At 65.6% G+C, this 20,599-nt stretch carries 19 protein-coding genes; 8 read left to right on the forward strand and 11 right to left on the reverse strand.

The features are described from left to right. Positions 1 to 93: 93 nt before the first annotated feature. The 9 genes from QA645_RS06330 to QA645_RS06370 all read right to left on the reverse strand — a co-directional run bounded on the left by QA645_RS06330 (position 94) and on the right by QA645_RS06370 (position 10,212). On the reverse strand, positions 94 to 720 hold the full coding sequence (locus QA645_RS06330) for a hypothetical protein (protein WP_283048962.1): 627 nt from the start codon (positions 718 to 720) through the stop codon (positions 94 to 96). An 80-nt stretch (positions 721 to 800) separates the two neighbouring features. Further along, a complete protein-coding gene (locus QA645_RS06335) occupies positions 801 to 2,597 on the reverse strand; it encodes a tannase/feruloyl esterase family alpha/beta hydrolase (RefSeq protein WP_283048964.1) in 1,797 nt (598 codons plus the stop codon). A 284-nt stretch (positions 2,598 to 2,881) separates the two neighbouring features. Next, on the reverse strand, positions 2,882 to 4,744 hold the full coding sequence (locus QA645_RS06340; protein WP_283048966.1) for an ATP-binding protein: 1,863 nt from the start codon (positions 4,742 to 4,744) through the stop codon (positions 2,882 to 2,884). Positions 4,745 to 4,873: 129 nt separating this feature from the next. After that, on the reverse strand, positions 4,874 to 5,452 hold the full coding sequence (locus QA645_RS06345; protein ID WP_283048968.1) for a hypothetical protein: 579 nt from the start codon (positions 5,450 to 5,452) through the stop codon (positions 4,874 to 4,876). Positions 5,453 to 5,670: 218 nt separating this feature from the next. Beyond that, positions 5,671 to 6,414, reverse strand: a complete 744-nt coding sequence (locus QA645_RS06350; RefSeq protein ID WP_283048970.1) for a CoA transferase — start codon at positions 6,412 to 6,414, stop codon at positions 5,671 to 5,673. Continuing rightward, on the reverse strand, positions 6,414 to 7,232 hold the full coding sequence (locus tag QA645_RS06355; protein WP_283048972.1) for a CoA transferase: 819 nt from the start codon (positions 7,230 to 7,232) through the stop codon (positions 6,414 to 6,416). The genes QA645_RS06350 and QA645_RS06355 overlap by 1 nt, the downstream gene beginning before the upstream one ends. Positions 7,233 to 7,266: 34 nt before the next feature. Next, complete coding sequence (locus QA645_RS06360) at positions 7,267 to 8,580, reverse strand: tetratricopeptide repeat protein (protein WP_283048973.1); 1,314 nt, start codon at positions 8,578 to 8,580, stop codon at positions 7,267 to 7,269. Between the two features lie 16 nt (positions 8,581 to 8,596). Continuing rightward, positions 8,597 to 9,619: an aldo/keto reductase gene (locus QA645_RS06365; protein WP_283048975.1), complete on the reverse strand. Its 1,023-nt coding sequence runs from the start codon at positions 9,617 to 9,619 to the stop codon at positions 8,597 to 8,599. Between the two features lie 167 nt (positions 9,620 to 9,786). Then, positions 9,787 to 10,212 carry a PaaI family thioesterase gene (locus QA645_RS06370; protein WP_283048977.1) on the reverse strand — a complete coding sequence of 142 codons (426 nt, stop codon included), beginning with the start codon at positions 10,210 to 10,212 and terminating at the stop codon, positions 9,787 to 9,789. A gap of 72 nt (positions 10,213 to 10,284) precedes the next feature. Here QA645_RS06370 and QA645_RS06375 point away from each other — a divergent pair, with 72 nt between their 5' ends. Next, entirely contained in the window at positions 10,285 to 10,911 is a 627-nt protein-coding gene (locus QA645_RS06375) for a CoA pyrophosphatase (RefSeq protein ID WP_254128165.1), read from the forward strand. A 53-nt stretch (positions 10,912 to 10,964) separates the two neighbouring features. Beyond that, on the forward strand, positions 10,965 to 12,182 hold the full coding sequence (locus tag QA645_RS06380; protein WP_254191631.1) for a hypothetical protein: 1,218 nt from the start codon (positions 10,965 to 10,967) through the stop codon (positions 12,180 to 12,182). Between the two features lie 181 nt (positions 12,183 to 12,363). Here the strand turns inward: QA645_RS06380 and QA645_RS06385 are convergent, their stop codons facing one another. Then, the gene (locus tag QA645_RS06385) at positions 12,364 to 12,666 is read right to left on the reverse strand and encodes a hypothetical protein (protein ID WP_254135216.1); all 303 of its coding nucleotides are present in this window, start codon (positions 12,664 to 12,666) and stop codon (positions 12,364 to 12,366) included. Positions 12,667 to 12,875: 209 nt separating this feature from the next. On the opposite strand from QA645_RS06385, the gene QA645_RS06390 reads away from it, so the two are divergent. The 5 genes from QA645_RS06390 to QA645_RS06410 all read left to right on the forward strand — a co-directional run bounded on the left by QA645_RS06390 (position 12,876) and on the right by QA645_RS06410 (position 18,015). Further along, positions 12,876 to 13,355 (forward strand): hypothetical protein, encoded by a 480-nt coding sequence (locus tag QA645_RS06390; RefSeq protein WP_254128167.1) that lies wholly within the window; start codon positions 12,876 to 12,878, stop codon positions 13,353 to 13,355. 198 nt (positions 13,356 to 13,553) lie between these two features. Further along, positions 13,554 to 14,501 (forward strand): TAXI family TRAP transporter solute-binding subunit, encoded by a 948-nt coding sequence (locus tag QA645_RS06395; RefSeq protein WP_283048981.1) that lies wholly within the window; start codon positions 13,554 to 13,556, stop codon positions 14,499 to 14,501. Between the two features lie 200 nt (positions 14,502 to 14,701). After that, positions 14,702 to 16,816 (forward strand): TRAP transporter permease, encoded by a 2,115-nt coding sequence (locus tag QA645_RS06400; RefSeq protein WP_283048983.1) that lies wholly within the window; start codon positions 14,702 to 14,704, stop codon positions 16,814 to 16,816. Continuing rightward, positions 16,777 to 17,196, forward strand: coding sequence for a DUF1850 domain-containing protein (locus QA645_RS06405; RefSeq protein ID WP_283048985.1), 420 nt, complete (start codon positions 16,777 to 16,779; stop codon positions 17,194 to 17,196). Before QA645_RS06400 ends, QA645_RS06405 begins: the two co-directional genes overlap by 40 nt. 12 nt (positions 17,197 to 17,208) lie before the next feature. After that, entirely contained in the window at positions 17,209 to 18,015 is an 807-nt protein-coding gene (locus QA645_RS06410) for a glucose 1-dehydrogenase (protein ID WP_283048986.1), read from the forward strand. Between the two features lie 67 nt (positions 18,016 to 18,082). On the opposite strand, the gene QA645_RS06415 is transcribed toward QA645_RS06410, so the two are convergent. Beyond that, positions 18,083 to 19,660 carry a sodium:proton antiporter gene (locus QA645_RS06415; RefSeq protein WP_283048987.1) on the reverse strand — a complete coding sequence of 526 codons (1,578 nt, stop codon included), beginning with the start codon at positions 19,658 to 19,660 and terminating at the stop codon, positions 18,083 to 18,085. 95 nt (positions 19,661 to 19,755) lie between these two features. On the opposite strand from QA645_RS06415, the gene QA645_RS06420 reads away from it, so the two are divergent. Then, entirely contained in the window at positions 19,756 to 20,520 is a 765-nt protein-coding gene (locus tag QA645_RS06420) for a tetratricopeptide repeat protein (RefSeq protein WP_283048988.1), read from the forward strand. Positions 20,521 to 20,599 lie beyond the last annotated feature (79 nt).

Here is a 20,599-nt window from a genome sequence, read left to right on the forward strand (position 1 = left end):
GCTGGGCCGGCGTTTGCGTCGGCCACACTGCACGCCGCGGGCCCAACATTCAACTCGTGCGGGAGCACGGCGCGAAGGCCGGACGCGCTGCAACTAATGCGATCCGGCTTCGCCTTGCCGCAGGATCGAGGTCCAGTCGAACGCGGCGACGGGCGTGGGGGCAGGCATCCTCGGCCGCGCCACTGCCGGCTCCGCGGCGGGTTGAGGGGCCGGCTCGGGGAGAGCCGGGGCCGCGGGCGGCGCGCTGTCTCGTGGCGCCAGCGCCAGCGTCACGCGTGTCCCGTTTTTCTCCATCACCACGCGGCCGCGCTGCACCCGACGGAGCGCCCAGCCATCATGCTGCTCGCCGGTCTTGAGGCGCATCGCGCGTTTGGCGATATCGTCGATGAAGATGCCGATCCCTCCGGCTCCATCGGCGTCCGTCACCGTTCCGAGCAGCGAGAGAGCCGGCCTGTCCGGCGTCGCCTGTGCCTGCCGCGGCGTGGATGCTGCCGGCGCTTCGCCCGCCACGGGTCGGGAAGGTCGGCGCGCGGGCGTGAAGATCGGGCGTTCGCCGGTTGCGCTGAGCTCGGTGAGCGGTACTGTCCACAGAGGATTGCCGCCGTGTCGTGCCTGCACAGGCGCCTGGTCCTGGCCGGTCTCGCTGCCGGGCGATGCGCAGACCTGACTTGCCTGGCCAATCAGGAACAGGCCCGTCAGCACGAGCACCGGAAAACGCATCGTCACTGTCCGTGCCCTGTCAAAGTGCGAAAGACGCTGCGCGCCAGCCCCGCCCGGGCATGGCGCGCAGCTTGGTGGCGTTACCTCTGGGCTTCGTCGTGGCGCCCGTCGTCGCCATGCCCGTCATCGTGACGCTTGTCGTTGCTGCAGACGAGCGTGGTCCCCTCGGCATGACACGTCGCCTGCGGGTAGTCGGGCGAGAACAGATAGTTGCCGACGAACTCACTGACCGGCGGCTCCTTCTTCGGCGTGTAGGCGACGAAGTTGGCGGCGACTTTCGGGTCGAGACCGGGGGCTTTCAGCCGCGCCACCGCCGGATAGGGATAGACCGGGCGCGAGGTCGCGGTCGAAGTGTTGGTGGCGACGATCGCGTTCGGCGCCGAGTTGGTCTCGACCCAGGACATCAACGGCGTGACGATGTCGAAGGTGTTCGGGCCGAGCCCGCTGCCGCAATGCGCCATGCCGGGGAACAGGTAGAATTTGGCGAACCGGCCGACCTGATCGTCGCCCAGCAAATCGTTCACCGCATGCCAGTACTTGATGGTGCCGCGCGGCGGGATGTGCTGATCGGCCCAGCCGTGCCACAGCAGCAGCTTGCCGCCATGACGCGCGAACCGCCCGAGATCCGGATTGTTCGCGGCATAGACGGTCGAGCTTGCCACCGTGTTGTTGAAGCCAGGCACGGTGAGCTGGAGGTCGTTCAGCGTCCAGCTCGCATTGTAGGTGTTGAGGAAGGTCTTGTAGGCGGCCCACGAATTCACGAAGTTCTCGCTGCCGACGGAGGCACCTTGGGCTGCCGGCACGAACAGGCTCCAGTCGAGCTCGCCGCCCCATTCGGAATTGGCGGTGGGCTCGAGCCGCTGGCCGTCGGCCGTCACCGCGCCATCGTGGATGCGGCGGACGACGTCGGCTTCCGCCTGCGTCAGGCAGCCGGTCTCGTTGCCGTTGTTGCTGCACACCAGCGTCTTGGTGTCGAAATTGCACGCCCGGGGATCGTCGATCACGCCGTCGACGACGCCGTCGATCGCATCACAGGCGGCCACCGACTTGGCGTGGACATAGGCGAGCTTGGAAGCCAGCAGGACATAGGTGTTCCTGGCCGGAATCGGTATCGTGCCGGGCGTGGTCTGGTTGGTGAGAACGCGCCAGCCGTGGTGATAGGTGTTTTGCACGTCCATGTCGCTCGCCGGAGCGCCGGCGGCGATGCCGTCGAAATCGTGCGGGTAACGCTGCGCCGCCATCAGCGCCTCGCGGCCACCGTCCGAGCAGCCGCTGAAATAGGAGTAGGCCGGCTTCTTGCCGTAGAACTTCGCGATGACGGCCTTGGCGACTTCCGAAGCGACGTGCACGCCGCGATAGGCGAAGTCGATCTGCGCCTGCGGATTGTTGACCGACCAGGTCGGCCCTTGCGCTCCGGTGTGGCCCATATTGGTCGTGGCGCTCGCGATCGTGCCGTTGGTGATCGGCACGCAGCCGGTCGATTGCGTGTAGCTGATATTGTCGTTGCCGCACTCGCCGCCGCAGCCGGTCTGGAGATAGCGCTGCGTCCAGGCGTTGGTGGGCAGGCGCATCACGATGGAGTTGGTCCCGGGCCCGATATTGCCGCGCACGCCGCAATAGTCGGCGGGATTCGTCGCCGAGGCCGCCACGATTGCGGCCGAGGTGATGGTGACGGTGCCGCCGACCTTCTTGCCGACATCGCTCAGATCGACGCCGACCAGCGAACTGCACGTCATCACCGGGGCGATCGACGGCAGATCCTTCAGGCCCGCGGCGCTGGCGCGCGTACCGGGCGCAAGCAGCATCGCAGCCGCCGCAAGAGCGAGCGCGATCCCTGTGGTGGATCTCGATTGAATACTGGCACGCTTGACTGTCATGAACGGTCCCCTCTTCTGGTTCAGTACTTCGGACGACAGATGGTGCACGCGCACTCCGCCATGATGCGTCGATCCGGCAAATCGCATTGCCGGACTGTCAGTGTCGGACGTTTGATCGGAGAGCGAGATCGATGAAATGATGCGCGGGTGAGTTGGGCGCAGCATCCCCCCGGATTGTGTCGTGTTATTTCATACGAAAGTCGGATTTGGCGGCCGACAAAGCAAATGAATTGTTTGGCGGGATTTATGAGCGCCGTGCATCTTTCGCGACAGCGCGTGCGCGATCACACCTGTCGCGTGACGACCAGTGGCAGGCTGATGTGAAACACGGCGCCGCCTGACGGCGCGTTCTCGGCCCAGATGCGGCCGCCATGGGCCTCGACGATGGTGCGTGCGATCGAGAGGCCGATACCCATGCCTTGCGTCTTGGTCGTAAAGAACGGCTTGAAGATCTCGGTCACCTTTCCCGCAAGGATGCCGTCGCCCAGATCGGCGATGGAGACCAGCGCCAGATTGCCGTCGGTGAGACTGGTACGACCGACGACGCGGCGCCGATCGGCTGGAAGATGGGCCACCGCGTCCATGCCGTTGACGACGAGGTTCAGGATCACCTGCTGGAGCTGCACCCTGTCGGCCTTCACGCGAATGGTTGCAGACGACGGCTCCGTCGAGAGCCCGACATCGTAGGTCAGGGCCTGCACGGAGAGGAAGCGAAACACCTCGTCGACGGTCGCATTGAGGTCGATGTCGCGCCGTTCGGTCGGGTCTCTCTTCAGGAACGAGCGCAGCCGGCCGATGACTTCGCTTGCGCGCTGATCGTCACGGCGAATGTGCTCCAGCATGTCCCTGACTTCGCCGAGGTCGGGCGCCGGGCTCTGCAGCACGTGCCCGGCGGTCTCGGCATTGAGCAGGATCGCGGCGAGCGGCTGGCTCAGCTCGTGAGCGATCGAGGCGGACATCTCTCCCGCGGTCGCGCGGCGATTCATGTGGGCGAGTTCCGACATGCGCTGGCGTGCCTCGACCTCGGCCAGGAAGCGCAGCCTGCGCTCGCGCAGCAAAATGGCGATCATCAGCGCCTGCGTCAGCACTACGGCGGCAACGAGCATGGTGTGCCAATAGTACTGCTCCCAGAAGCCCAGCTCGCGGAAGCGCACCTCGCTGCCCGGAGGCAGATTGGCTTCGTCGACGTTCCAGCGTTTCAGTTGCCGCCAGTCGAAGATCGGCTTGACGTTGTCGCCGTCGAAGGCTGCGATGCTCGACGGCGCTTCGCCAGCGAGAATCCGCGTCGCGACGCCGCCGGCTTCCCGTCCGATGACATCCGGCAGCAGCAGGAAGCCACCCACGCCCGATCGTCCGAGGAACGTATCGGACGTGATGATGACCGGGCGGTTTGCGCTCTCGGCGACGCGTGCGAGCGCCGAGGCCGGCGAATAATAGGTGCCTTCGCCGTCGGAATACATCGCCGAGGTCAGGATCGCGGAGCCGGCGGGCAGGGTCGCGACTTGATTGCGGACCTCGCGCAGCGTGGCGTCGGAAAGATCGGTGACCTCGAGACCGGGCATCGCGGCCGCGAAGTCCTGCTTCCAGTGTCCATAGACCAGCGGATTCCTCCAGGCACCGCCGACGAGGACGACACGGGTCAGGTCGGGAACGATCGCGCGCGCGGCCGTCAGGAGATGTGTCGGCCTCACCCTTGCGAAGATGGCGGTCGTGTCCGGCAGAAACAGCGCACGCACCTCGGGCAGATCGGGGACGAAGGCGTACACGACAGGCGCGGCGGGCCAGATGTCCTGCTTGTGCTTCTGGAGGAATTTCGCCGCTGCGACGCCGATCGAAATGATGACCTCGATGGACCGGTCGGCAAATTTGGTCTTGAGGTGACCGACGAGGCTGTCTTCGTAGTCCGGTCCGGGGAAGCGCGCGAGATCGAGGCTCTCGCCGTAGATCACGGTGTGAGCATGGCCGTTCTGCTTCGCGGCGGCGCGGATGCCGTCAAAGATCTCCGAATAAAACGGCGAGCGAAAATCGGCTTCTTCCAGCACCAGGATGGAGCGCTGCCGCGGACCGTCGGCCGCACTGCATTCACGCGACAGGCAAGCGAACAGGAGGACAATCAGGATGCGCCCGAGCCCGGTGATGATACGCATTGCTGGACTCTCGGCCCCGCCTTCGGTTGCTATCGGGCTTCCTCATGAGGACGCACGAAAGAGCATACCCGGCCAACCCGGAGTTTCAACGGAAGGATGCTGTGTCAGGCAGGGTGAGGCGACGGGCCGCTACTTGAACGGATCCTGGACTGAGGGCTGCGACTGCCTGATGCGTCGCACGCTCACCGGCGTACCGTCGGAGACGAACAGCAGTTCATACTTGCGGCCTTCGGTGTCGGTCGCAGAGCAGGTGACGTCGTTGACCTTCCTGGCCGAGAAATTACCGGTCTGGCGGCAGCTACCGGTGGAGGTCTGCGCAGCCGGGACCGGAAGGCCGTCGACCTTCGGCCGGGTCTTGGAGTTGAGCAGCATGCGGTCGACCGGCAACTCGTAGGAATTGTCGTCGGCCCGCTTGCCGTTCTCGCCGGAGAACGACACGACGTGGTTCTCGTCGTTGGGATCGTCGACGGCGACCGCGAAATTGACCCGGCCCTTGTCATCATGGGCAAAGGCCACGGTCTTGCAGGCGAAGGGGCGACCCGCGACCTTCAGCGTCTTGCAGTGGCCCGACATCAGCGCCAGCATGTCGACGAGGGAATTTTGTTGCGCCGGCGGATTGTTGACCGCAATCGCCGTGGAAGACTCGGCAAAACAAGGACTTGCGAGAGCAACGAAGGGGGTAACCAGGACCAGTCGGCGGAGGCGCATCGTCAGGCTCATGTGCCAGGGGGCCAAGGAGGGGGCCACGGAGCGGCAGAGGTTCCGCCCAACAACCATCGAATCGCAAATTGGTTGCGATACCGTTTGCTCCGCCAATCCCGACTGGAATACCACCGCGCCACCCATCGGCGATTCACCTCGATCGCTTCAGCCCGTCCCGGGAGGCACATGCCGCCAGACCGATGTTTTTTTCGTGGCAGACCGCCTCACGCCGCCTGTTTCATGGTCCGCGCAAAGGCCGGATAAGTCTCGGCCAGCTCCGTGAAAACCCGCCCGCGCAGCAGCGACAGCGTTGCGGCGTCCGGCCGCGGCGTTTCGCGCACCACCTCCGGCTCCTGATAGGCGAAGCCGGTGCTCTCGCGGATGTCGGCCGGGGTGAAGGGCGGATGCACGGAGCGAAGCGCAAAGCCGCCTGCCTCACGATCGAAATCGAACAACGCCATGTTGGTCAGCAGCGCATGCGGCCCGCCGCGACGCGGCACCTCCGGCGTGATGGCGCGCGCGCTGACGAAATCGACCTTGCGCACGAACACGCGCGGCGAATGCTCCTCGCGAAACAGGATCACGCGAGGAATGAGATGATAGAGATAGGCCGAGCCGAACGAGCCCGGCCAGCGCACGTGGCTGGTGGGATAATCGCCGGTGCCGACTAGGTTGATGTTGCCGTGGCCGTCGATCTGGCCGCCGCCGAGAAAGAAGGCGTCGACCCTGCCTTGTGCGGCGCAGTCGAACAGCTCGATGCCGCCATTGGTGAAGAAATTGTGCGCCTGCGATCCCAGGATCGAGATGCGTACCGGCGGTTTGCCGTCGCGTTCGTTGCGGGCCCGCAGCAGCATGGCGCCGGCCGCGGGGATCGGCGACGACGCGCCGACCGCGACGTGACGGATGCCGTCGAGCAGATCGGCAATGGTAACGATCAGGATCTCGCGCCGCTCGCGCTCGGTCGACATCAGGCCACCTGCTTGCGATGCGTCAGGAATGCCGACAGATAGGCGCGAAAGCCGTCCTCGCTGCGCGCCATTGCCGCGTAGCGCGCGATCTCGGCCTCGTCGGCCGGATATTCGTCCCACAGCGCCAGCGGCCAGGCGCCGCGTGCGGCGACCGCGACGGCATCGACATAGAGCGAGGGCAGCACGCCTGCGGCGGAATCCTCGCTGTCCAGCAAATTGCGCTCGACGATGCGCTCCACCGTGACCAGCGTGCGCCTGGAGGCGTAAGCGAGATCGGCGAGCTCGCGATGCCGGCCGATGCGGACATTGCCGGCGCGGTCGGCCTCGGGCGCGTGAAACAGCGCGACGTCAGGCGAGATCGCGGGCACCACGACGACCTTGCGTGCCTCGCCTACGGGACTGTCGATCACCTGCCAGTCCGGCCGCACCTCGAGGAGATCGCTGCCGATGATGCCGGCGATCGGCATGAACGGCACGCCCTTTTGGCTCGCGAGCAGGCCGGCATAGATCGCGGGGCAGGTCGAATCGCGCATCGTGAAGGCGCCGCTCTTGATGCCAGCGGTGAAACGCGGTGCGGCGCCGGCTTCGCCGAGCGACACGGCGCTGGTTTCCAGCGAGGCGATCGCGCCGGCGCCGATCAGGAGATCGGCCTGCATGCCGGAGATCGGCACGCAGATCAGCCTGAGGTCACGGATGCCGGACTCCAGCAGCGCTGCGGTCGCCGCCATCGCCACGCCAGAACCGTCGACCGGGATCGCCAGCGACTGCCCGGATGCAACGCGCGCAGCCAGCGCCTCCAGCGCAACGATCTCGGTCATGGGCGTCCTCCGGCCGTGTTTTCTCCATCCTGCCTCAGGCCATCGCCGCCTGCCAGCGCGTATCGCGCAAGGACGGGCGGCGGTGGAGGCGGGCGTCGAGGAGCTTGCGGGCGCGCGGCAGCTCGCCGCTGCGTATCAGGGCAACGAGGTACGTATCCTCGATCAGCTCGCGCTGGGCGTGGCTGCCGCCGATGCGCACGACCTCGGTGAGGACCGGCGCGAGATCGCGCACGCAAGCCGCGTAATTTTCGTCCGCAAAGGCCGCAAGCGCGCGACAGATCGCCGGCACCACAGGGCCTGCCGGCAGCTTGCCGTCGACAAGCCGCTGCTCGATTACGGCAAGGCGCGCGGCCAATGCTTCCTGATTTTGTGTCGCGGCCGCGAACAGCGCCATGTGGACGTCGGCGAAGGCCAGGCCCGATTTGGGGAACAGTTTTTGCGCGGTAGCGTCGGCCTCGGCCCAGAGCGCTTGCGGCACGGCATGGCCGTAAGCCGACAAGCGCCACAGCAGCGAGGCGCTGTCGGTGATGACGTTGAGCGGCGGCGCCTGCGTGGCGCTGGGCTGCAGCACGTCGTCATAGATTTTGAGCGCACGGGCCGCATCGCCATGCTCGAGCGCGCCAAGTGCCTGGTGCCAGAGGATATGGCCGTGGAGAATTCCCGCGCGGTCATAGGTCGGGAGCCATTCTTCGACGAGACGATCGGCCGCCTCGATCGATCCGTCCTCGAACATCGCATGCAGCACGGCATGCGCGGCGTGCGCGTTGGCGCGGCGGAGGTCAAAACCGCGCTCGGTGACGGCGCGGCCGCGTCCGACGTCGCCATTCTCGGTCATCGCCCAGCCGGACATGGTGAGAAACCACCAGTCCTCGCCGTAATGATGCGCGACGCGTTCGCACAGCTCGTGCCGGGCGCGGTCGTGATCGGCCATGCCGGAGAAGGCGAACAGGCCGAACGCGCCGAGCGGCAACGACAGCACCATGGCATCGCGCGGCCAGCGCTCGATATGCCCGGACATCGCCGCGATCGCGTCGGGCCCGCGTCCCTCGATCGCGAGCGCCAGCGTCTCGACATGCGAGCGCTCGCGCTCGCTGCCGCGCCTGGCCACAAGCTCGCGTGCCAGTGCCGCTTTCTGCCGCGCAAGATCGCCCTGCTGGTAGAATGCATGCACGCGGCCGCGGGCGATATGGGCGAGGGCAAAGTCTGGATCGGCCACGATCGCACGCTCCAGCGCCTCCGCCGTGCCGGTCCAGCCGGCGAGCATGAGATCGATGCCGTCGCGATAAGCGGTCGCGGCGGAATCGGACGTGGTGGAGAGCGGCAAGCCGTAGCGGTCTTCAAGCGCCATCGTGATCCCCGAGACTTCAAGCCGTCCGCGCGCGCCGTCCCTCGATCGGATAGGCCGGGTCATTGTAGCCCGGTGTCGACGGATGACCCGGTACCACCAGCCGGTCGATCAGCGCCTCATCCTCTGCGGTAAAGCGATAGTCGAGTGCGCTGATATAGCCATCCCACTGTTCTTCCGTGCGCGGGCCCGCGACGATCGACGAGACGAAAGCGGAGTTGAGCACCCAGGCCACCGCGAACTGGCCGGCGGTGATGCCGTTCTTCTCGGCGTGGCTCTTGATCTCCTGCGCGAGCTGCAGTGATTCCGGCCGCCATTCGGTCTGCATCATGCGGGTGTCGTTGCGGCCGGCGCGCGTCTCCTTGTCGGGGGCTGCGTCCGGCTTGTACTTGCCGGTGAGCACGCCACGCGCCAGCGGGCTGTAGGGCACGATGCCGAGGCCGTAATAGGAGCAGGCCGGAAAGTGCTCGACCTCGGGCATGCGGTTCATCGCGTTGTAGTAAGGCTGGCTCACCACGGGGCGGTCGATGCCGAGCCGGTCGCAGATGTTGCAGATCTCGGCGACGCGCCAGGCGCGGTAGTTGGAGACGCCGAAATAGCGGATCTTGCCGGCGCGGATCAGATCACCCATCGCGCGCACCGTCTCTTCGAGCGGCGTCGCATGATCTTCCTTGTGCAGATAGTAGATGTCGATGTGGTCGGTGCCGAGCCGCTTCAGGCTCTCCTCGGCCGCTTGCAACACCCAGCGCCGCGACAGCCCGACGCGATTGGGATCGTTGCGCGTGTCGTTGTTCATGGGGTTAGCAAGCTTCGTCGCGAGCACCCAGGCATGACGGTTGTTGCCGATGGCCCGGCCGACGACTTCTTCGGAGCCGCCCTTCGAATAGGCATCCGCGGTGTCGATGAAATTGATGCCGGCTTCATGCGCCTTGGCGATGATCCGCTTTGATGCCGCCTCATCCGTCGGCCCGCCGAACATCATGGTACCCAGGCAGATCGGCGAGACTTTCAGGCCGCTGCGGCCAAGTTGGCGGTAGTGCATGGGGCTGTTTCCTCAACGCTTCTGTTGCGGGGGCACCATAACCAGCTCTGCCCATCATTGCGAGCGCAGCGAAGCAATTCAGCAATGCTCTATCTCGTCGTCCCCGCGTTCGCGGGGACGACGACCGAGGGTGTGGTGCACAGCGGTGGTAGTCTCGCGGAGCGAGCCTACGCGGGCCCCTTCAAGATCTTGAACACACCGTTCGCCATCACCACGCAGCGGTCATCGACCGTGATCTCGGTGCTCATGAAGATCAGGCTGCGGGTCGCGCGCACCACGCGGGGGCGGGAGATCAGGATGTCGCCGATCTGGCCGGCCTCGACGAAATGGGTATCGAGCTGCACCGTCGCCATGTAGTCCTTGCCCGACGTGTAGCGAGCGGTCATGCCGCAGGTGCGATCGGCGAACGTCATCATCACGCCGCCCTGGACCATGCCGCGGCGATTGTGGTGCTTGTCTTCGGTGGCGAGTGCGAATTCATATCGGCCGTCGACCTTGCGCTCCCACAGGGGGCCGACCAGGTGCATGAAGCCCGTGGTCACCAGGATGGTCCAGCCGTCTGATTTGAGCTTTGCGGCAGTCTTGCTGGTCATCGCCCCGTCCATCCTTGCAACGCTTGATCTCTCCTCGTTTCATCGAGCGCGGTCCTGGTGTAGTCAAGCATCATGAGAGCTTTCGGCGATGCCACCAGACGGAATATCGCAGAGGCCTGCGCGTCATTCGCGCGGCTACCCGAAGCGGCCGAGCCGTCGGCGCTGAAGCGCGCCGCGGTGGTGCTGGCGCTCACCGCATCCCATGACGGCGATGACACTGCGTTTCTGCTGACCAGGCGTGCATCGAGCTTGCGCTCTCATCGCGGTCAGTGGGCGCTGCCGGGCGGACGCTGCGACGCCGGCGAGACACCGGTCGAGGCGGCGCTGCGTGAGCTCGACGAGGAGCTCGCGCTCAGGCTTCCCGCCGACGCGGTGCTCGGTCTGCTCGACGATTATCCGACGCGCTCCGGTTATCTGATCACGCCGGTCGTGGTCTGGGCTGCCGAGAGCAATGCCATCACGCCGAATCCGGACGAGGTCGCCTCGGTCCATCGCATCGCGCTCGACACGATCGAGCGCGACGATGCCTTCGATTTCACGGATATCCCCGAAAGCAGCCGTCGCGTGATCCGCTTCCATCACCGGATGAGCCTGATCCACGCGCCGACGGCGGCGCTGATCTACCAGTTCCGCGAGGTGCTGGCGGGCCGGCAGACCCGCGTCACCGACCTGGAACAGCCGGTTTTCGCTTGGAAATGATGGTAAACGGCGCGTTAACGTGACGGTTACCGGATGCCTGCTAAGAGGGCAGCATGCATCATTCGATTCGAACACATCTGGCGCTGGTTCCACTCGCGCTCGTCCTGCTCGTTCCCGCCGCGCGTGGCGGCGAGTCCGACGCACTGCCATCAAACGTCAGCAATGCCAACGCCCAGCTGTTGTCGCAGTTCTTTGCGCAAAGCGGCGGTGCATCGCCGGCGGTGCTCGAATATCGCCGCAAGCTGGCCGAGTACCAGCAGATCCGCGGCGCCTTCGACCAGGAGGCCGGTGCCTATTGGAGCCAGGTCTCGGAGAAGCGGAAAGGCCGCAACGCCAAGCGGCGCAGCGGGCAGCAGATCACGCTTGACGATTACATGCTCGACCAGCCGCCGGTCTATACCGGGCCGAAGCGGCCGGTGAATCCGGAGCCCGAGGAAACGCCGGAGCGCCCGGCGCGCAAACCGCTTCCGGTGGCCTCCGACCTTCTGCGCGCCGCGCAGGATCTCTATCAGTTCACGCCGCAGCGCCCCTCAAACGAAGTCGAGTTCAAGCGTGCCTATGCGCGCTACGCGCTCGCCTCGGGGCTGACGCGCGAGCAGGCGGTGCGGGTCTATTCGTTCGAGACCGGCGGCACCGGTAATTACGACGTGCAGGCCGGCATCGAGCATGGCGGCAAGCGCGCGATCTCGACCGCGATGGGCTACAACCAGCTGCTCACCACCAACAGCGTCGAGCTGCTGGCCGAGCAGGGCCATGAGTTCATTCGCGCACTCTCCGACAAGGTGGCGCGCACCTCGGGGCCGTCGCGGCAGTCGCTCGAGCACAAGCTCAGCGTTTTGAAGAAGATGGTGGCGCATGCGAAGTCGGTGCCCGACACCTGGTCGGAGCACGAGAAGATCGGCGACACCGCGCAGGGCTGGGCCATGCATGCGATGGTGCTCGACATCGACATCGGGCCGATGCTGCAGACCCACAAGCTCCTGACCTCGGTGCTGTTCGCCCGCGCCAAGGGCTACACCCGTCCGCTCACCGCCGCCGAGCTCGAGATGATGAACCTCACCGGCGACGGCACCGGCCTCGACATGGTGACGATGCCGCAGGCGATGCGCGAGCAGGTGCCGACCTCGAACTTCTTCCAGCGCGGCGGCTACGAGCGCAACCCGGTCGCGATCCGCCACAACACGGTCGCGAAGCTGCTCGCGGTCACGGATGCGCGAATGGACAGCAACAGCAACAATGCCGGCGCGCGGGAGCTGGCGGCGGCATTTTAGAGCGCTGGGCGAGCTGCCCTTCACCTCGCCCCGCTTGCGGGGAGAGGTCGGATTGCATCGAAGATGCAATCCGGGTGAGGGGGTACAGGTCCGTCGATCATCTCATGCGCGGAGAGAAGCCCCTCACCCCAACCCTCTCCCCGTAAGAACGGGGCGAGGGAGCGCACCGTGATCGCGTCCCCTAGTGGTCCGACCCGAACTTGAACCTGCCGTCGCCTTCGAGATATTGCCCGCTGCGCATGTAGAGCTGGCCGTTCTGGCCAATGAAGAACAGCGTGCCCTTCGGCACCTTCTTGGCGCCTTTCAGCAGCTCGCCGGCATTGTTGGTGCCCATCTTGTAGGAGAAGGTCTTGCCTTCCTTGTCATAGGCATAGCCGGTGTCAGCCTTGAGCTCCCACGGCGTCGCCGCGTTCTGTGCGCATGCGGGAGCGGCGAGCGCGCCCAGCGCGGCTGCAATTGCAAATGTCCTGGTCGAAAATGCCATCATTGAAAACGCCATCGGTCCATCCTCCCCGTCGTTGGGGTGCCGGTTTGAACAAATCACGAACGACGTTTCCGGGTCAATCCGCGATGACGCCGCAGCGCATCACGTCCCGCCCAGCAGTTTGTGATTTTCCCTTCGTCCCCTCGCGACTATGTTCCGCTTTCAGTCTAGAACGCAACACGACAAAGATATTGGTGGGGATGATTCGAATGCGCCACGTCATGAAATTTTGCTGGATTGCCGGGTTGTCGCTGACGGCGCTCGCGCCGGACGCCCGGGCCGATGACTTCCAGCTCAGCCACAACCAGCGGATTTCGTGCAGCCGCGGCCTTGCCCCGGGCAAGCTCAACACCGCAACCTGCAAGTCTTACACCTATCTCTTCAATAGCAAGACCTCGGAATACTTCCGCTGCCAGGTCTCGCTGGCGCTGACCCGCGACAACAAGGAAGTCATCAACGTCCAGACCGACGGCGGCTGCACCAAGAAGCCGCGCATCTTCGAGACCGACGGGCACTATGATTTCGACGCGACCGAGACCGAGCCGCCGAACACCAACTCGTTCTTCGGTCCCGGCGGCTACTCGATCTGGGCCGCCGACATGGCCGCACAGAAGATCCGCGGCTGCATCACCATCTCCTCGGGCCTCGGCTCCGACATCTCCAAGTGCCTGGACATGACGTTTCAGTAACGGCTCGCTGGTGACGGCTTTCTAACGAGCGCGAGGCGCACGCCGGCGATCCGGCTGCGCCACGTCGCCGCACCCAGCGGGTTCCATCAAAACGCAGCTAAAACAGGGGCTTCCGCAGCCCTGTTGTGCCTTTTGGATGGGTTGACCCGCCCTCCTCATCCGGCCAATTTCGCCGCCGGTTTGGGGAGAATAACAACCATGAAACGTACGTTTATCGGCGCAGCCGCGGCTTTTGCTCTGGCGGCGTCGGCACCTTGCGCGCATGCGCAGTCCTTCATCAACGTGCTGACCGGGGGCACCTCCGGCGTCTACTACCCGCTCGGCGTCGCGATCGGGAAGATCTACGGCGACAAGATTCCGAACGTGAAGACGCAGGTGCAGGCCACCAAGGCGTCGGTCGAGAATCTCATCCTGCTGCAGCAGGGCCGTGGCGAAATCGCTTTCACGCTGGGCGACTCGCTGAAGGCCGCCTGGGAGGGCGAGGAGGAGGCCGGCTTCAAGACCAAGCTCGACAAGCTCAGGACCATCGGCGCGATCTATCCGAACTACATCCAGATCGTCGCGACCGCGGAGAGCGGCATCAAGACGCTGGCCGACCTCAAGGGCAAGAGTCTCTCGGTCGGCGCGCCGAAATCGGGCACCGAGCTGAACTCGCGCGCGATCCTGGCCGCCGCCGGCATGACCTACAAGGATCTCGGCAAGGTTGAATATCTGCCGTTCGCCGAATCCGTCGACCTCATGAAGAACCGGCAGCTTGGCGCGACCTTGCAGTCGGCCGGCCTCGGCGTCGCCTCGCTGAAGGACCTGTCGACCTCGGCCTCGATCAATGTGGTGGCCGTGCCGAAGGAGACCGTCGACAGGATCGGCCCGCCCTTCATCGCGGCGACGATCCCGGCCAACACCTATACCGGCCAGGACAAGGACGTGCCGACCGCGGCCGTGGTCAACTATCTCGTCACCAGCTCGGCCGTGTCCGACGACCTTGCCTATCAGATGACAAAGCTGGTCTACGAGTCGCTCCCCGAGCTTGCCAACGCACATGCGGCCGGCAAGGAGATCAAGCTCGAGACGGCCGCCACCGGCAGCCCGATCCCGCTGCATCCCGGCGCGATCCGCTATTACAAGGAAAAAGGGCTGATCAAGTAAGGTCGGCTCTCTCCACGTCGTCATGCCCGGGCTTGTCCCGCCTGCGCGGCCGAAGCCGCTTCGGCGAGGCGAAGGCCCGGGCATCCACGTTCTTGGAGGCGCCGTAAGGCGTGGATGGCCGGGACAAGCCCGGCCATGACGGTCCGATTGGATCGTGTTGCTGCTATAATTGAATGGGCTTGGACTGGGGCGATTTGAAAATGTTGGAAAAGGCAGAGGGCGCAGAAGCGGCGCCCATCAAGGTTGAGTTCGACAATTTCGAGCATGGTTTTCCGGAGGGCTTTGGCCCGGGTTGGTGGGGTACGCTCGCCTACTGGATCGGCATCGCCTTTGCGACCTTCCAGCTCTATGTCGCCGCCTTCAACTATCTGCCGAGCCAGGTGGTGCGCGGCGTCCATGTCGGCTTCCTGGTCCTGCTCACGTTCGGCCTGATCGCCAATTTCACCGCGAAGAGCAGCGCTGGCCGTGCGCTCGGCTGGGTGATCGGCGGCGCCGGATTCTTCTGCGGGCTCTATCAATGGATATTCTACGCCGATTTGATCGCGCGCGATGGCGATCCGACCAGGCTTGACCTCGCCGTCGGCACGCTGCTCGCGGTCCTGATCTTCGAAGGCACGCGGCGCCTGATGGGCGCGGCGCTGCCGCTGATGTGCGGCGCCTGCCTCCTCTACTGGTTCTTCGGGCAGTACCTGCCGTCGCCGCTTAATCATCGCGGTTATGATTTCGACCAGATCGTCACGCATCTGTCCTACGGTACCGAAGGCTTCTACGGCGTGCCGATCTACGTCTCGGCGACCTACATCTTCCTGTTCATCCTGTTCGGCTCGTTCCTGGAGCGCGCTGGCATGATCCAGCTCTTCACCGACGTCTCGCTCGGTCTGTTCGGCCGCACCCGCGGGGGACCTGCGAAGGTCGCGGTGTTTGCCTCGGGCATGATGGGCACGATCTCCGGCTCCGGCGTCGCCAACGTCGTCACCGTCGGCCAGTTCACGATTCCGCTGATGATACGGTTCGGCTATCGCCGCGCGTTTGCCGCGGGCGTCGAGGCGACGGCCTCGATGGGCGGGCAGATCATGCCGCCGGTGATGGGCGCGGTCGCCTTCATCATGGCGGAGACGCTCGGCGTCCAGTACTCGGAGATCGTCAAGGCCGCCGCAATTCCGGCGGTGCTCTACTTCGCCTCGGCGTTCTGGATGGTGCATCTCGAAGCCGGCAAGCACGGCCTCGTCGGCATGAAGCGCTCGGAAATCCCGAGCGCCTGGCGGGCGCTGGTGACACGCTGGTACCTCGTGCTGCCGCTTGCAGCCCTGGTCTACATGCTGTTCGAGGGCTTTACCCCGCTCTATGCCGGCAGCATGGGCCTCGCGCTCACCGTGACGTTGATCCTGGGCGCCAGCATCACGGCCGGCGCGTCCTCCATGGTGATCCGCACCATCTTCTGGGTCGGGCTTGCGCTGGTCGTGGCGGCGCTGTCGCGCGACGGCCTGCAGATCGTGCCGGTCGCAAGCGTCGTCGTCGCGCTGATCGTGATCACCGCCTTCATCCGCGGCGGTCTCAAGGCTCTGCGTGAGTGCCGCGATGCCCTGGCCGAGAGCGCAAAATCCGCCATCACCGTCGGCATGGCCTGCGCCATCGTCGGCGTCATCATCGGCATGATGTCGCAGACCGGCGTCGGCACCATCTTCGGCAGCTGGGTGATCGGGCTCGGTGAGAAGAGCCTGTTCCTGGCGCTGATCATGACCATGCTGCTGTCGATCCTGCTCGGCACCGGCATCCCGACCATCCCGACCTACATCATCACCGCTGCGCTTGCGGCACCCGCGCTGGCCAAACTCGGCGTGCCCCTGATCGCGAGCCACATGTTCGCGTTCTACTACGGCATCATGGCCGACCTCTCGCCGCCGGTGGCGCTCGCGGCGCTGGCGGCAGCTCCGATCGCGAAGGAGAATCCGGACAAGATCGGCTGGGAGGCGATGCGCATCGCGCTCGCCGGCTACGTCATCCCCTTCATCTTCGTCTATTCGCCGGCGCTGATGCTGCAGGCCGGCGATCCCATGGCGGCGAAGCTCGGCTTCTATGGCGCGGTGGCGCTCGCGACCTTCAAGGCGCTGGTGGCGATCGCGCTGTTCGGCATGGTCGCGATCGGCTTCCTGTTCACGCGGATGTCGCTGCTCGAGCGAGTTGTCGCGCTCGGCGCCGCGTTGTGCCTGCTCGGCGACTTCCCGTTCAGCGACACCGCGGGCTTCGTGCTCTCGGCGGCGCTGGTGCTGTGGCAGTGGCGGCAGCGTCCGCCCGCCGTGGTCGAGGCGGTGTGAGCCTCTGCCTTGCAACAGCCGGGGCTGTGAAGGCGCTGGCGCTGTCCGCGTTCACGCTCGCGTGGACGCATTCGATCGCGAAGGTCGAGTGGCAGGAAGACTGGCGCGTCACGCCTGCCGGCCTCGAACTGGTGCAGGCGCGCGTCAAGGGCACCGGTCCCGGCATGGAGCCGCCGCCCGAGGCGCGGCTCGTCGACGGCTGGTTTCAATGGAGGCCTGCGCGCGCGCCGATGCCGGAAGTCGTGCTCGGCAATTCCGGCGCGGCCGGTGAATGGCGGCTATGCCGTGACGGGACGTGCCGGACATTGTCCGAGATTGTCGGCCACGCAATCGGTGCTAATTTCACCAGGATGAGCATCTGCGACGAACAGCAGAAATAAGGGAGACACGCGATGGACCGGCTCAAGGGCAAGGTTGCGATGGTTGTGGGCGCCGGCTCGATCGGACCCGGTTGGGGCAACGGCAAGGCGACCGCGGTGACCTTTGCGCGCGAGGGCGCGCAGGTGTTTTGCGTCGACCGCAACGGCGCTGCCGCCGAGGAGACCGCCAGGATCATCGCCGGCGAAGGCGGCAAGGCGACCGCGTTCACGGCGGACGTCGCGCGACATGCCGAGATCGAGGGAATGGTGGCGGCCTGCCTGAAGGCCTATGGCCGCATCGACGTGCTCGACAACAATGTCGGCATCGCCGAGATCGGCAGCGTGGTCGACCTCGACGAAGAGAACTGGGACCGCGTCTTCACCGTCAACCTCAAGAGCGCCTATCTCGCCATGAAGCACGTCGTCCCTGTGATGGTGAAGCAGGGCGGCGGCTCCATCATCAACATCTCCTCGATCGCCTCGATCCGCCATGTCGGAATCTCCTATGTCAGCTACAACGCTAGCAAGGCAGCGATGAACCAGCTGACGCGCTCCACCGCGATCGAGTTCGCCAAGAGCCATGTGCGGGTGAATGCGATCCTGCCCGGCCTGATGAAGACGCCGATGGTGGAGCATTCCGCCGGCCTCGCCAACAGCTATGCCAAGGGCGACGTCGAGGCGATGTGGCGCGCCCGCGATGCGCAGGTGCCGATGGGCCACATGGGCGAGGCTTGGGACGTCGCCAACGCCGCGCTGTTCCTGGCGTCGGACGAGTCGAAATATGTGACGGGGATCGAGCTCGTGGTCGACGGCGGGATCACGTGCAAGGCGGGGGCGTAGCTCCAATCTCCGCTGTCGTCCCGGCGTTCGCCGGGACGACAGCGAGTTTGTGGGGCGACCGAAAACATTATCCCCCCGCACTCAGCTCCGCCCGATCGAGCTCTTCCTCGAGCCGGTGGAACGCATCATCGCCGATCACTTCGGTGGTGCGCAGGTTGAAGATCGATTTGCGTGCGGCCTCGATGGCGCGGCGGCGCAGCGGATCGGCGGGCAGCTCGCCGTTGGCGATGCCGCCGTGCGGATCGTCGTCGGCCTGCATCAGGATGGCGCGATATTCGAGCCTGAGGATTTCGGCCTCCTCCGACGGATCGTCCTCGATCGCGTCAAGCGCGGCGCGATAGGCGACGGCGCGTGCGCGCGCGACTTCGATGCCGACGGGATCGTCGTCCTTGAGGCCGAAGGCGAGGATCAGCGGCCGCAGCGTCAGGCCCTGGATGATCAGCGAGCCCAGCACCACCGCGAAGGCGATGAAGACGATGAAGTCGCGATAGGGGAAATTCTCCGGCAGCGCGAAGGCGGTGGCGAGCGTGACCAGGCCGCGCATGCCGCACCAGGAGATGATGAGGCCGCCCTTCGGCGAGGCGACCTGCTTCGGGTCTTTCGGGTGATAGATGCCGCGCGCGATCAGCACGCGCAGCGTCGTGCGGTAGAACGTGATCCAGAGCAGCCGCACCAGGACAACCGTGAGCAGGATCCAGGCGGCGGCCACGCAATATTCCCAGCGCACGTCTGCGTCGAGCTTGGTCCAGATCGGCCGCATCTGCATGCCGATCAGCATGAAGGCGAGAACGTTGAGTACGAACACCGTGGTCTCCCACACCGCGTAGGACGGCACCCGCAGCCGCGCCGGGATACGGGCCGGCGCCGTTTGTGCGACGGTGATGGCGTAGACGACGATGGTGAGGATGCCGGAGAGGCCGAGATGCTCGGCGGCGATCCAGACCATGAAGGTGGTGGCGAACTGCATGATGATCGCGCTCGGCACTTCCCTCACGCGTTCCATGAACAACGGGATGATGCGCCCCGCGAGAAGGCCGGCCAGCACGCTGCCGACCAGTCCCAGCGCGATCGTCGGCGCGACCTCGCTCCATTTGAGGTGTTCCATGACGACCGCGCCGACGGCGATGCGATAGATCAGGAGCGCAGTGGCGTCGTTGAGCAGGCTCTCGCCCTCGAGCACCTTGACCATGCGGTAGGGCAGCTTGACCTGGCTCAGGATCGCGACGGCGGCCGCGGCATCCGGCGGCGCCACGATGGCGCCGAGCGCCACCGCGGCGGCCCAGGGCATGTCCGGGAACAGCCGGTGCGCGACAAAGGCCACGCCGATCGTGGTCAGGCCGACCGCCGCGACCACCAGGGTCGCGACCGGGACCCAGTTGTTGCGGAGATCGCGCAAGGATGTGTCGAAGGCGGCGTCCAGCAGCACCGGTGCGACAAAAAGCGCCAGCGCCAGGTCCGGCTCCAGCGTCCAGGTCGGGCTGTTCGGCACGAAGGCGATGGCCGCGCCGCCGATGGCGAGAAAGGTCGGATAGGGGACCTTGATCCGCCGGGCCAGCGCCGATAATGCAACGGCGCCGAGCAGAAGCGCGATGATCCATTCGAATGTCGACACGACGATCCCCGAAACCGATGTGAGCAGCGCCACAAGCTAGCACCAATCCGGCCGTATGATGGATAGTACGGCCCCAAGGCAAGCCCCCAAGATAAGCTCCAAGACAAGACTTTCCGGCTGCAACGAGCATGCGTTTTCAAAAACTTCTTCGATTGTCCGGGGCCGTGGTGCTCGCAACGCTTTCGCTCGGTGCCGCTCGGGCCGCGACCGGGGGTGAGCCGGCGGTGGCCGCGCAGATCGACGTCGCGGCCTGCCTGTCCGCAACTGCGGCCGATGACATGGACAAGGCGACCTCGGCCTGTGCCGCAATCATCGACAACGAGAAGACCCCAAAGCCCGATCTGATCAAGGCGCTGGTCGCGCGCGGTGCGCTGCTGGCGCGGCACGACCAGATCGATCGGGCCATCGCCGACGACAGCCGCGCCTTGCTGCTCGATCCTACCTTGGCCGACGTCTTCAACGCGCGTGGCGAGCTCTGGCTGAAGAAGGGCGACAAGCCCAAGGCCGTGCAGGATTTCGGCGCGGCGCTGCGGATCGATCCGAACCACGAAAAGGCCAAGGCCAATCACAAGGCGATCGCGCGCGACCTCGAGCGGATCGGCGCACAGATGGCGGTCGCCGGCAAGCCCAGCTTCAATTGCGCGGGCGCGCGCCGCCCGGTCGAGAAGGCGATCTGCGGCAACCGCGAGCTCGCCGACCTCGACCGCGAGGTTTTTGCCGCCAATGCGCGCGTGCTGCGCGAGGCGCGCAACGAGGGCGAGGCGAGGAAAATCCAGCGCGAGCAGGATGATTTTGTTGCGCGTCGGAATGCCGGGTTCGGCCGGCCGGGATATGATTTGAAGAAGGCCATGCAGGATCGGCTGCAGCGGCTGAACGGGGTGGACGGGTATTGAAGTTCCCCGCCTCATGAGAGGACGTCATGCCGGGACAAGCACGGCCATGACGTCAGGGACCGGCCCGATTTGAACCCAT

Origin of the sequence: Bradyrhizobium sp. CIAT3101, assembly GCF_029714945.1 — a bacterium.
Taxonomy (GTDB): domain Bacteria; phylum Pseudomonadota; class Alphaproteobacteria; order Rhizobiales; family Xanthobacteraceae; genus Bradyrhizobium.